This is a genomic window from Trichodesmium erythraeum IMS101 (assembly GCF_000014265.1).
Taxonomy (GTDB): domain Bacteria; phylum Cyanobacteriota; class Cyanobacteriia; order Cyanobacteriales; family Microcoleaceae; genus Trichodesmium; species Trichodesmium erythraeum.
Map to the genome: position 1 here is coordinate 4,165,178 of NC_008312.1, position 14,143 is coordinate 4,179,320.

The window sequence follows — 14,143 nt, forward strand, 5'->3', positions numbered from 1 at the left end:
ATTTTGATATTAAATCTAGTTAAATTAAATCTCATCAAGAAATAAATAAATAAATAAATACTTCTAATTTAATAAATAACCCTATCTATATATCAGATTTATTGGGAAAATCAAGTGAGCTTATGAGATAATTATCTACCCATTTCATAATTATAATTAATAAAACCAAAATACCAGCAGAATACATATCACCACCCCATCCATCATGTAACCAATGAAAAGCTTCATCCTGACCTGTACCATGAAAAATTGTTAGTACAGTATTTCTGAAAATATTTGCACTGACACTAAGTAATACTGCACTAACCAGTAAAAAAGTAGTCTGAATACGACTCCCTATCGCTCCATTCCAATAAAGTAACATTAAAGAAAAATAGAGACTAGTAAATAACATTTTTAAACCTACACAATGGGGTGCAACCTCAACAATTTTACCACCGACATATAAATATATTTGATCAATAGTAACGTTCATCTGCAACTGAATCAAAATAAACCCAGCAATTCCAGCAATAAACTTTTGTAGAGGTAAAGCATAAGGCTCAATTAAATAGGGAATACTATTAGGACTAGCAAGCAAAATAAATAGTAATGGCATACCCATTAATTTCAATCCAGGCATTCCTTTAAACCAAAGGCAAATTCCTACCAACATTATGATCAAAGATAAGTTGATCAAGTCTGGAATAGCACTGATATACCAAACTCCTGCAATTCCTAATAATACTGCTCCCAAGGGATGAAAAACATTAGCTAAATTTTGCCATTTTTGCCTATTAGTCCAAGCAATATAACCAGCAAAAGGTAAGCCTATTATTCCATGACTAAAATATTCATGTTCTACACTAATACTTTTATTTAGCCATCCATCGTACCAATACATGATCAGAGGAGCATACATCAAAAATATTAAGACAGCGATCGCTACTGTCAGTAAGTTTTGTTCAAGAGCAATAATAAATTTTTGACGAGTTGACATATTTTTTAGTTTTATTGTTTACTATTTCAAAAGTTCAAAATCTGTCTTTAGGATTTAATTAGTAATTATTTTGATAGTTATAGATCAGGACTTTATTCTTCTGATATCGAAAAAAGTGCCAGTTAGTCTAAAAGCTCACAAAATGAGAGTATTAGGATTTTTGGCAAAATAATTATAGAGGACAGCAAAGGACAAAGATATCTGATTACTTCCTCTATAATACCAATTATTAAGCGCTTGGCTCGACTTTAGTTTAACATTAATAAATACTATTTATAAATGGCATTCATTAATTATTATTTATGTGTCATCTATCTAGTAATTTGGAATACATTGGTAGAGCTATGTAACTATTTTTTTTAATGGAAATTAAACCATTTTTTTCTGAATCATAATTTTCTACTTATTACTACCTAAAATATTTTTTTCTAGCTATTTTAAAAGAAAATATTAATTTAAAAATAGTTAAATTATTAGACAATAAAAAGTCATATTATATGTTTCTATTTACCCTAGTTGAAAACTTAAATTACTGATTTTAAATGATATTTTTATAATAGTATCATAAATTTAAAATCAATTAAATAATTAATTAGGGAAAAAGAATTTTTATTATGTATTTCATACAAAGCTGATAGCTTTTTACTTAACACTTACTGACTGATAATTTGAATAATTGTCTCAACAACAAGATTAATTTGTTCTTCACTAATTACAGGATACATAGGTAAAGATAAAATCTGTTGACTCAGAGTTTCACTGTTAGGAAAATCTCCTTTTTTATAGCCTAAGTGTTGATAAGCTGGTTGGAGATGACAGGGTATAGGGTAATGGATACCAACAGAAATTCCTGCTACTCCTAATTTATCTTTCAGAGTATCGCGGTCTATTGGAGACTTGTCAGTAATTCGAATCACATATAAATGATAAATATGCCCAGTACCACTCAAATTCTGTATCGGAATAATACCTTTCTCTTTCATCGGACTGAGGAGGGTATCGTATTTTTGAGCTGCTTGGTTGCGATCGCTATTCCAACCTTTCAAGTAAGGAAGCTTAACATTTAGTACTGCTGCTTGTAAAGTATCTAATCTACTATTAGTACCTAATTCCTCATAGACATATTTACGAGGAGCACCATAATTACGAAGCATTCGCATTTTACTTGCTACCTTTTGGTCACTAGTAACGACCATACCTCCATCCCCAAAACAACCTAAATTTTTACTAGGATAAAAGCTAAATGCAGCAGCAGTTCCAATACTTCCAGCACGATATCCTTCTCTTTGAGCCAAATGAGCCTGAGCTGCATCCTCAAATATAATGAGCTTATTAGCTTGAGCAAAGTCTAGTAATTTACTGGGAGCTACCATTTGACCATAAAGATGTACTGGCAATATTACCTTAGTTTTGTTTGTGACAGCTTTTTGAGCAATTTCTAAATCAATTAATGCTGTTTCCTCATCGCAGTCTACTAGCACTGGGGTCGCACCAGTATGAAGTACACCTATTAAAGTAGCAATAAATGTATTAGCTGGTAAAATTACCTCATCTCCTGCACTAACACCACAAGCTTGAAGTCCAAGTGCTATAGCATCTGTGCCACAAGCAACTCCAATAGCATTTTCAACTCCACAAGTTGTAGCAAATGAGGATTCAAACTTTGCCACTGCTTGACCAAGTATAAAGTCTCCTCTTTCTAATACTTCCTGAATTGATTTTTTGAACTCACTTTCTAGTGGTTGATGTTGTAATTTTAGGTCAATGAAAGGAATATTTTTTAGCATTATGTTCAAATAATATTAATAGTTCAAATCAACTATATTAGACGAGTCAACTAAGTATTTTCACTGAAAACCAAAGTTCATAAGCCTCGTCATCAAAGGAAGGCTTTATCAAATCTATTTGATAGTTCCTCCCTTAACCATTATTACAGTTTCTTGGTTTAATCATTATGGGGATAAATAATTTCCACTCGGCCATTAAAAGCGCCCAAAATTACTTAATCTACTACCTACTTCAGCAAGAGTCTTCAACTTGAAAAAAGACACCAAATAGGTTCTATAATTCTATATTTAAGTTGGTTATGGAAGATTAGCCCTCACTCCTGTGGTAAATCAATTATCAGTAAAAGCTAATATCAAAAGAGCTTTTGATCGGTTTCGGGACTTAAACAGAGGCATTAGTATTTTGATCATGAATTGTGAATGACAAGTTTTTCAAAGCAATGAGGAGATAACTCCCTAGCAGGTTAAATTTTGTTATACATTGTTAAACATTTGGAGCGTACCCATAGTATCGGATCAAGATTTTGCCATTGATAAATAGGTAGCCATGAAAAAACTTAGCTATATTAAGACTTATGTACTAACCCCAAGCTCCTCCAAAAAGTTGACTTGAGATGAATTTATATTTTTTTAGATAGCGAAAAACTTTAACACCGACCTACTTATATGGCTGTATATTCGTCCCTTTGTTTATAACTATCCACTTACAGAGAGAAAATACTGGGTTCACTTCCAAAAATGCCGGGTATATCGCTGCTATACCTCGTTTGAGTACATAATTTATTTCACGAGAAAAAAAAATTCCTAATTATGTGAGTCAGTATCAAGCTCTGACTAAGGCCAACAAAGAGAACTAATATCTGAAAATTCTCCTATCTTAAGTGTTTTTAGCAAACACATATATCACTTGACACCCTATTTGTTTATATGTAGTTCACAGGATGTGAGTTTCCTCATTTCAAGAAGCTGATGCAGCCAATAGATAACTACAGAATAAATTAAGAAAGATTCAAGAGGCTAGCTGAAAGTGAAAAAACAAATTGGGTAGCTGTAGGAAAAGATTTACCTAGCAAGAAAAAATTTATAGTTTTTGACAGCATATCAAAAGTGTAAATAAGTGGGAATAATATTTGCAGAAGATTTAAACCTGAAAGCATTAGGGAAGTTTGCTTGAGAAAATATTTGTTTAGACCCTATTCGTGAGTTTATTTTTGACTATTCTGGGTAAACCGATTATACATTTTACCAAACTAGACGCCAATAGTCAAAGTCAAATATGCCCTAATTGTGGTATTAACCATGGTAAGAAGCAGCTATCTGAGGGAGTTAATTCAAGTTGAGCTGTATCACTGATAGAGATGTGACTAATAGAAAGAGAATTAAGTACCATCACCGCAGATGGGAAAAAAGCTCACGGAGTGTAAAGAGGTAGTGGCAGGGGTTGATACTCATGCTAGGCTCTTTGATATAAAGTGAGAATTCCCTACCGTTAATGGTGGGGAGTATGTCAATATTATCCATAGAAAACAACATTTACTCACCCGGGTATCTATTCTATATTAATAAGTTAGGAAAAAATAAATGGCTTCAGCTACAGATAACAAAGAAAAACAAAAAGCTTTAGATTCAGTCCTCAAAACCATAGAAAAAACTTTTGGTAAAGGGTCAATTGTCCGTTTGGGAGATGCTACCCGCATGAAGGTAGAAACAATCTCGAGTGGCGCACTTACCTTAGATTTGGCATTAGGAGGTGGCTTACCCAAGGGCAGAGTTATTGAAATTTACGGACCAGAAAGTTCTGGAAAAACGACTCTAGCATTACATGCGATCGCCGAAACTCAGAAAAGTGGTGGTATAGCAGCTTTTGTAGATGCAGAACACGCTCTAGACCCTACTTATGCTGCTGCATTAGGAGTAGATATTGAAAATTTATTGGTCTCTCAACCTGATACTGGAGAGATGGCCTTAGAAGTAGTGGATCATCTTGTTCGTTCTGTAGCTGTTGATATTGTGGTTGTTGACTCGGTAGCAGCGTTAGTACCTAGAGCTGAAATTGAGGGAGATATGGGAGATTCTCACATGGGTCTCCAAGCTCGTTTAATGAGTCAAGCACTACGGAAAATTACAGGAAATATTGGTAAATCAGGTTGTACAGTAGTTTTCCTCAACCAACTTCGCCAAAAGATAGGTGTTGTTTATGGTAATCCAGAAACTACTACTGGTGGTAATGCTCTTAAATTTTATGCTTCGGTTAGACTTGATATTCGTCGCACACAAACTCTCAAGAAATCTTCAGAGGAATATGGTATTCATGCTAAGGTCAAAGTTGCTAAGAATAAGGTCGCTCCTCCATTCCGCGTAGCTGAATTTGATATTATTTTTGGTAAAGGAATTTCTAATGTCGGCTGTATTATTGACTTAGCCGAAGAGACAGATGTAATTAAACGTAAAGGTGCTTGGTATAGTTACCAAGGAAGTAATTTTGCTCAAGGTCGAGAAAAAGCTATTGCTTATATGGAATCTAATATTGACTTTGCCAAAAAAATTGAAAAGCAAGTTCGAGATCATTTAAGTCAAGGTGCTTTGGTTTCTGCTAATTCTGTGGCACGGGTTGATGAGATAGAAGAGGATGAAGATGAGGATGAAGCTCTAGAAGAAGAGTAAATTTTAGGGCGTTGGTGAATCAAGTCTATGAAAATTAAATTTGGCCAAAGATAAAATTCTTTTGAATTAATAGTTAGGGGATTATTATTAAACCATAATCACCCGCCAAAATCACCAACGCCAATTTTATCTGTGCCTAAGTGTTTCATCATTGCCTTAATTGAACTTCTAATTATAAACAATTTTGCATAGGGTAGAACAATAGGCACAATTAAATAATTTACCTAAATAATGATTATTTTTTTCTCAAAAAATTCAGCAACTCCCTATTTACTGTGTGGGGAACTTCTTGCTGAATCCAATGACCACAGTCAGGAATAACTTTTAACTGGAAAGGAGCAGCAATTAATTTATCTAAACCTTCTGTAAGTTTTTGGCTTAAAAAATAATCTTCTTTACCCCATAAAATTAAAGTAGGTGATGTAACTAGTTGTGGCTTATTAAAGTTTTTTAGCCAGTTTTGAGGCCAAAGAAATTGACGATAGTGATTAATTGCAGCTACTAAAGCTCCTGGTTTCTCTAAAGCTGCCTGATAAATCTGAGTAATTTCAGCAGTAAAAGCACTTTTACGAATTGCCTGTCCTTGGAAAAGTCCTTTGATAAATTCTCCTAAGTTTTGCTGAATTACCCATTCAGGAATTCCAGGAACTTGAAAAGCTAATATATACCAACTTCTGCGTAATTGATCTAAATTTCCTAGCAGTTCTTGAACGAATTTTTGTGGATGAGCTGCATTTAAAATTGCTAGACGGTTTAAATGTTGAGGAAATTTTTGAGCTAGGTGCCATGCGATCGCTCCTCCCCAATCATGGCCAACAATATGCGCCTTAACATAACCGCAACGCTCAATTAGTCCCCGAATATCAGCAGCTAAAGTATCTAAGTCATAACCATTATCTGGTTTATCTGAATCATTGTAGCCACGTAAATCTGGAACTACAACCTTAAAATGACGTGCTAATGCAGGCATTTGATAACGCCAAGAATACCAGAATTCTGGGAAGCCATGAAGGAGTATAACTAATTCTCCCTCACCTTGAGTCACACAATGCAGGCGAATATCATTAGTGTCTATAAAGAAATGTTTCCATTGAGATTCTAGAATATTCATAGTTTGTTATCAACTCTCCTATCTTGCCAAACTTCTTCAAAATCAATTAGTAGTAATTTGTTGTCAGCTAATGCTAAAAATTTAACTTGTTTTTTTGTACCTATAGATTAACATCTGGCTCACGTAAAATTTGTTCCTTAGTAACGAGCCTAACATTTATTGTCTAAGTTAAGGGAATAGAGAATCCGAAATATATACCACCATTAAGTAGTCTCTAACTATCCTCAAAAATGCCATAATATTAGTTACTTTTTAATTTTTATTCCAGACAATATTAATATATAGAGTTTTTGATCCTTTGTCAGATATACTTATTATATCTTTGCTTTTTCTTATTCCCAGTTAGGGTTTTCCCTAAAAACTAGAACTAAGTCTACCTACTTAATTATTATAGAGTGAGTATTTACAGCTAAAACTTAACCTTTAAAAACTATATTCGGATACCGGAGTTATACGCCATCTTATTTATTTGTGTGCAGTCCACTAGAACGAAGCGATTTTAGAGTTATCTAGTCTCTAATTGCATACATTAATATATTTATTGAGCCCTTCAAAAGCTTTGAAACAAAGGGAAGTCAAATAAAAAATAATACTATTAACTTTTGTAACTAAACACTAGGTTTTTAGATGTTAATAAATAAATATAAGTACCTACAAAAAATTATTTGCAAAGCGTGATGTTTATACAATGATTGAATTTCGGCTTTTAAAGTGTGTAGTTCCTAATTATTTACCCACTTATTCATAAGAAATATAAGAAATACAAAAAATTATGCTACTTATGAATCTCCCTATCTATAAATCACCCAATCTTTTGATCAGTCTTTAGTCGCAAAGATTAATGTATTTCATCTTTCAAGTACATTATCTGCGTTATAACCATAAGGTTTAACGCAGGGTAACTTGATGCTAAATGCCCTTATTCAGGCTTAGATATGCTTGCTGGAGTTTATTGGGTTTTTGACAAGGCTGAATCTGATTTTTCAGCAAATTAGCTAGTTCTTGTAGCTGACTAATAGCTTCAGTTCCTTCTAATTTCATTAATTCACGGTCATCTCGCATCTCTGTCCATGTAATACCATAATCTGAGACGAGAAAGCGAATCTGATGGTTTTCTCCCAAGCTGACCATAAATGATGCACTATTCATTTGACCTCCACAAGTGTAACAGGATGCCAAATATCCTCTCCTCTCTAGCACAGTTGCTAGAGCTTGTAAATTCATTACTAGGTCTTGTATAAATTGACGATGTTGTTCTGTAAGTCTCAGAAACACAGTTATCCTCCTATCATCACATCCTTAGATTCTCAGAGCCAACGAATTTTGTCAATAAACCCTGGTCAATTCTCAATAATCTCTAGTTTATTGTGCTTTTTTATACTTTCCCTATAATGTTTTTAAAATTAAATAAACACTATATATAGGAACCAGTCAATTAGATAGTTTTTTTTTCTTAGATTATAGAGTTTGTCAAATAAATTATTATAAAATTTTAATATTTAACCTATAAAATAGTCTAAACTCAATGATCCTTTCTCGGACATCTTTCAACTAGTCTTACACAATATATACTTTATCTTAACTAAGATTATAGTTGATACTAGTATCAACTATAATCTTCAGCTAAACCATTGTATTTTCAGGCATAAAACCATTAACTTTAAATTCAGTGAAATTACTGATTTAAAAACTCAAAAATGTAATTTTGGATACTAGTCTTAAATACAATAATTTAGCTGAATATTGTATTTTTAGGCATAAAACTATTAAATTTAACTTCAGTAAAATCACTGATTTAAAAACTTAAAATCTGAATCATACAAATAATTAATCATTACTATAAGTAAAAAGATATAAAAACTCATTTAATATTTTAATTTTACAAATTTGTCTGAGTTTATCTTAATTTTTTATTTGAAAAACATCAAAGTATGTGTTTATTTTGACTGATTTATGAGTTAATATTCTCTGCATTTAATACAATCAATATCCTTGAGAATGACTAATACGACTAACAAAGAATAAGTCAAGATTTTTTGATTGCGTAATAATTAGTAATAATTAAATTTATTCAATTTGCCACCATCCAAAAGCAGGGCCAATAAATCTAATTATTAACCAGGCAACAACAAGGAGTCCAATACCTATCCATGCACCAGTTGTAGTCAACTGCATAAATTTTTGACTTTGACTTTTAGTAATTGGTAGCCAAGAAATAAACCTTGCTTCTTGAGCATAATTTTCTCCAAGTGCTTCTTTACGACGCTTTGCTTCACCCATAAATGATTTCAACCTTTATTTAGTAATTTATATCCAATCATAACAGTAGTAAGGGTTTACTGAAAACGTCTTTTTCGGGGGTAGGGAGTCAGAAGAAATGGGAATTAATGAGGAGGTAGTCGGATATATTTGTCCCTTGTCTCCCTATGCTATTATTAGCCTAAAATGCTTTTGGGACTACGCAACCCAGGACTTTTTTTTGCCATAAAATACTACAGCCTAACGTAGGTAGCAAAAATTACTAGCTTTTTGGTAGTTCAAGCCCATATATGGAAATAATTTTGGGTATATCTAGGCAAACAAATTAGGGGACAATTCTTACTACACCAAACCTAGTAACCGGGCTATTTATATGCTCTGACCTGCTCACCTGCTGACCTACAGAAACTATCATCCCATTAGATAATAGATATGCTAACCCCAAATATACTTAAAATTGAATTAAAAATCCTAGTTTTTGGGTTATACAGCAATTTGCTTTAATTTAAATCCACATAATCATTAATCCTACTTCCTAATCCCTATTCCCTAGTTCAAATTAACCATGTAGTATCCAAATAATCAATTTTGGCAAAAGGACTAAGAGCTGTTAAAATTTGTTGACCATAACTACGACGAATCACACGACTATCTAACAGCGCAACGATGCCCTGAGATTCTCGCACGGGTGTAATAGCACGTTGCATATCTTGCAGTGCTTTTGGTAAAAGGTATAATCTAAACCAATCTAAACCTTGTTGCTTGTAAAAATTGACTCGCCCAGAGACTAAAGGATGTTCCAAAGATGGAAGGGGCAAAGTAGCAATTATCAATAATTTAGGTGGTTTGAATTCTTTTTGATGTTGTTGCCAAAACTCCCAACCAGTAATTAAAATTCCATTTTCTTCACTAAAAACAGTTTCCACTTGGACTCGGGAGCCAAATTCAGAGGCCAAAGTAGTTCCCACTTGACTTTTAAGTGGTACATCTCCAATGAGAAGCACTATTAATCTATTAATAACACTGGAGCTAATATGCAATAGAGTCCGAATTTCTGAAATTAATGCTGGTTGAAATTGAGGTGTATTCGGCATTGGTAAGCTATTGGGCAAATATAGTTGAATCATCTCATTGTGACGATCAGGAGAAAATTTAACACAAGTTATATTCCCTAGTCCCATGTTCTGTCTATAGGTATCAGCTTTTGCTTCTAGGTCTAATGCTCCTCCAATAATTACTACAGGTTGTTTAGTCCAAATATTCTTTAGAGCTTCAGATAAATCATAAGGAGTAGAGTATAAAGAAAACGATCCTCTCTGGCGATGAATTTCTGCCCACCTGAGTTGTCCATTGCTTTGCCACTGATACCAAAAATTATGATTTAAATTATGACTCTGTAATTCTTGATTTCTTAGAGTTAATGACAAACCTTCGATGAGATTTTGTAAAATCTGTTGCTCATGTTGTTCAATTAAGTAGCAACTGTAGGGATTAGCTGGATGTTGAAAAAGTGATTTTGTTAAGTTTACCCTTGTTTCACGAATCAAGTCAGCTTGATCGGGATAAAATTGCATCAATTGATTCCAATTAGTGGGTAAAAAGCTTGTGGTTAAAAAGCTTTGTACCCAGTTTTCTAAATAGTCTGCCCAATCAATAATTGTCGGAATACCTTTAGAAAAGTGGTCATCTTGGCATTGGCTCACTAACCAAGCTTTGGGCTTCATCAGTAGTAGTCCATTAAAATCAGGCTCTTGTAGCGGATAGATTTGAATTCCTTTTTTACTAATTGATGAACTAATCTGAGAGTTACTTGCCATTAATTTGGGAATTTCGACAGTTATTAAATGTTCTTGGACTGGCTGAGGAGCAACTAATATTGTTTTTCTTGGCCACATTAATACTGGTAACAGATAACTTAATTGATATTGTTGATTACGGCTACCTGGAGGTGAAGCTGTTTGAATTAGAGCACTACGCCCCAGTCGCAAAGCTCTTGCCACTAGCCGTGCCATTGTTAAATTATGAGGCCAGTGAGGTTGATTTTGCGATCGCAGAAAATTTAACAAGGATTGATGGACTTCTACTTCGATCACAGACTTTAAGTAAAGTAATAAAAGCCGTTAATAAAATCAGCTACTTTATTGTCAGAAGGTAAAGAGAGTTTCATTTTTACAGATTTTTTTCCCAAAATTTAGGATTGCTACTTACTACTCAACTCTTGCAAGTTAAATTATTTAACTGAACTTTATATTGATTATTTACTTATAAAAATTCAACCTCATTAGGGTTAATAATTAGAGCTAGAGTAAGCTTCTTTACCTTTTTAGCCATATAGGTGCAAAACATTGATTTAGCGATTTCTATACAATCTCTAAAATAAGAGAGATAATTGAAGCAAATAGCTCAAAATATACTCCACCTAAGGGGGAATTATCATTTATAACCAATATAAGCAATTATAAAAACTACAATTAGTTTAACCTGGTAAAGCTTTTATTATTTTGATAGGGGTGGGGAAGTTTAAATTTAAAATTAACTGATCAGAGATTGAAAAAAAAGTAATTTTCCTTGGAGAATACTTAATAATTTTTTTAACAAATTTTTCCATAGCAATTTCTAATATCAGCTCCAAATTTTATGGACTCAAATCCAGTTCTTGAAGTTATTCAGCAATTTTTTTGACAAACTAATTAACTAATTAGCAAAAATTATCTAAGATGCGAGAAAAAATAATCGCTGAGAAGTTAGTTATTATATTTTTTTTCTCAAAATCAAAATTATTCTATAGAGATTCAATTTATGGTTTATGAAAGCCATCAATAAAATCAATAATTGTATTGATAGAATATGGTACTGTTTGAGGTACTTGAATTCTGACTTCTCCTTCTGTACTTTTACTAACTTTATTTACTATTCGTTTACCAAATCTAGGGTGATGATAGACATGAAAATTTTTACCGCTAGAATTAATTACAGTTATTTTTGTTGGAGTCTGAAAAAACTGAACTCCCCTACAAAATTTCAACAAAACTTTGTCTTTATTAATTTTATTTACTTGTTGAATTGATTTATTTAAAACTGTACTTAACTGCCGAATTATTTTAGCTACTATAGGAGTTAAAGAATTGAAATCATGAGAGTTAAGTATCTTCATGATTTTGATAATATTTTCTTGAGTTTTATAACCATCAAGAAAAGGTAGAACAGTGATATAAGCAACAGCAAATATTTTTTCATCGCTGTTCATTGAAAAAGAAATAATTGTTCTACAAGAGTTAACTTCTATACAAGGAGGTTGATTTATATCTGGTAAATACTTGCTAATTTGATAATATGTAGCAGCTAGAGCATAATGGCTAGAAATATCTAAGCGAGTATCAACAATTATCTTCACTTTAGGAAGAGTCTCGTGAAAGAAACTTTTAATTTTCAGAGTATTGAGAGTATAAACTTGAGGTTGATCTCCATTAGGGCTCAAATCAAGCCAATCACAGGTGACAGCTTCTGTTTTAATCCCTAGACGAGAGGTACCAAAAATTTTTGCCCCGGTTAAATTTGCTCCTGTTAAATCTGCTCCAATCCAATCTACTTCAATTAAACAGGCACTAGATAAATTAACATGAACTAGGCTAGCATTTAAAAGATTAGCTTGGAACAAGTTGGCTCTACTTAAGTCAGCACCACTCAGTTTTGCATCACTAAGATTAACACAGTTCATTTGAGCGCCAGTCAAAACAGCCCAACGTAGATTAGCCCCGCTTAAATTAGCACCATTCAAATTAGCACCAGTCAAATTACTTTTTCTCAATTCAGCCCCACTAAGGTCTGAACCGCTGAGGTCTGCACCACTCAGGTCTGCTCCTTCCAAATTGGCCTCTATTAAATTAGATTCTGTAATAAAAGCAAAACGTAAGTTAGCTCCCTTTAAGTTGGCACCACTAAGATTAGTTTTTCGGAGTGTGGCTTCAACAAGACTTGCCCCACTTAAATCAGCTAAGGAAAAATTTGCCCCACTCAGTTGCGCTCTAATCAATTCTGCCCTAATCAATTTAGCACCAATTAATTGAGCTCTTTTCAAATTAACTAGAACTAAGTTGGCTACATTCAAATCAGCACCATTTAAATTTGTACCACTCAGATGAGCTCCATTAAGTTTAGTAATATTAAGTTTAGCTTTACTCAGATTAGAATTAGTTAAATTTGTACCACTTAGGTTGGCAATACTAAGGTTAACTCCACTAAGATTTACACCACTAAGATTCATTCCAGCGAGATTGGCCTCAAAAAGATTGAGATTAGTAAAGTTTCTTTCACCGGCTGCATATTTTTCTTGAAGTTCTTCGATTATCATTAGGGCGCACCCTGGTATCAAGCCCATTGTATTATGATTAATATAGGTATTGTTGGATTAGGTTTAATTGGTGGCTCAGTTGGACTCGATTTAAGAACCTTAGGTTATCCTGTTTTTGGGGTATCTCGTCGAGAACAAACTTGTCAAAAGGCGATTGCTCTTGGAGCTGTTGATGAAGCTAGCTTAGAACTATCTTTGCTATCTATTGCTGATTTAATATTTATTTGTACTCCCATATCCTATATTATCCCTACTTTAGAAGAGCTTATTCCTTTTCTGTCTCCCTCAGCAATTCTAACTGATGTGGGTTCTGTTAAGGTACCTATTGTTGAAGGTGTTTCTAAAATTTGGCCTAATTTTGTTGGTGGACATCCTATGGCTGGCAAAGCAGAAAGTGGAATTGAGTTTGCTCAATTGGGTTTATTTGAAGATAGACCTTATGTACTGACTCCTAATGAAAATACACCTCTAGAGTCTGTAAAGAAAGTTGAGGCAATAGCTAAGTTGCTCAAAAGTAAAGTTTATTTTTGTGACCCTTATGAACATGATCGAGCTGTTGCTTGGATCTCTCATTTGCCTGTAATGGCCAGTTCCTGTTTGATATCTGCCTGCATGAGTGAGAGTAATCCTACTATTGTTAAGTTAGCACGAGAGTTTGCTAGTTCTGGTTTCCACGATACTAGCCGGGTGGGAGGGGGTAATCCTGAGTTAGGACGAATGATGGCTGAACATAATTGTCTAGAGGTTTTGCGATCGCTAATTTCTTTTCGTGATGAAATTGATGAATTGATTCAGTATATTGAACGAAAAGATTGGCAGATTATTGAAGAAAAGTTAAGGTATACGGAGCAAAACAGAAGACTCTTTTTCGGTAATAAAAATTGAGATTGAAGAACAGGTTAATTGCAGTTATCACCTTATTAGTACTTCGGTTAAGCAGCCTAAAATATATAGGGGGGAACATTTTTTTACCTCCTGTAAAACTTATTCTC

At 33.5% G+C, this 14,143-nt stretch carries 9 protein-coding genes; 2 read left to right on the top strand and 7 right to left on the bottom strand.

From position 1 onward, the window contains the following. Positions 1–85: 85 nt before the first annotated feature. Both crtB and TERY_RS12880 read right to left on the bottom strand, forming a co-directional pair. On the bottom strand, positions 86–979 hold the full coding sequence (gene crtB / locus TERY_RS12875; RefSeq protein WP_011612244.1) for a cyanoexosortase B: 894 nt from the start codon (positions 977–979) through the stop codon (positions 86–88). A gap of 653 nt (positions 980–1,632) precedes the next feature. Next, complete coding sequence (locus TERY_RS12880) at positions 1,633–2,766, bottom strand: DegT/DnrJ/EryC1/StrS family aminotransferase (RefSeq protein ID WP_011612245.1); 1,134 nt, start codon at positions 2,764–2,766, stop codon at positions 1,633–1,635. Positions 2,767–4,347: 1,581 nt separating this feature from the next. Between TERY_RS12880 and recA the strand changes: the two genes are divergently transcribed. Beyond that, positions 4,348–5,430, top strand: coding sequence for a recombinase RecA (gene recA / locus TERY_RS12885; RefSeq protein ID WP_011612246.1), 1,083 nt, complete (start codon positions 4,348–4,350; stop codon positions 5,428–5,430). A gap of 235 nt (positions 5,431–5,665) precedes the next feature. On the opposite strand, the gene TERY_RS12890 is transcribed toward recA, so the two are convergent. The 5 genes from TERY_RS12890 to TERY_RS12910 all read right to left on the bottom strand — a co-directional run bounded on the left by TERY_RS12890 (position 5,666) and on the right by TERY_RS12910 (position 13,151). Beyond that, a complete protein-coding gene (locus TERY_RS12890) occupies positions 5,666–6,541 on the bottom strand; it encodes an alpha/beta fold hydrolase (protein ID WP_011612247.1) in 876 nt (291 codons plus the stop codon). Positions 6,542–7,450: 909 nt separating this feature from the next. Next, a complete protein-coding gene (locus TERY_RS12895; RefSeq protein ID WP_011612248.1) occupies positions 7,451–7,816 on the bottom strand; it encodes a DUF1815 family protein in 366 nt (121 codons plus the stop codon). 792 nt (positions 7,817–8,608) lie between these two features. Further along, positions 8,609–8,821, bottom strand: a complete 213-nt coding sequence (locus tag TERY_RS12900; protein WP_011612249.1) for a DUF2839 family protein — start codon at positions 8,819–8,821, stop codon at positions 8,609–8,611. Between the two features lie 533 nt (positions 8,822–9,354). Beyond that, on the bottom strand, positions 9,355–10,893 hold the full coding sequence (locus tag TERY_RS12905) for a helicase C-terminal domain-containing protein (protein WP_011612250.1): 1,539 nt from the start codon (positions 10,891–10,893) through the stop codon (positions 9,355–9,357). Positions 10,894–11,597: 704 nt separating this feature from the next. Beyond that, positions 11,598–13,151: a pentapeptide repeat-containing protein gene (locus tag TERY_RS12910; protein WP_011612251.1), complete on the bottom strand. Its 1,554-nt coding sequence runs from the start codon at positions 13,149–13,151 to the stop codon at positions 11,598–11,600. A gap of 36 nt (positions 13,152–13,187) precedes the next feature. Between TERY_RS12910 and TERY_RS12915 the strand changes: the two genes are divergently transcribed. Beyond that, positions 13,188–14,036 carry a prephenate/arogenate dehydrogenase gene (locus TERY_RS12915; RefSeq protein WP_044137508.1) on the top strand — a complete coding sequence of 283 codons (849 nt, stop codon included), beginning with the start codon at positions 13,188–13,190 and terminating at the stop codon, positions 14,034–14,036. The last annotated feature ends 107 nt before the right edge of the window (positions 14,037–14,143 follow it).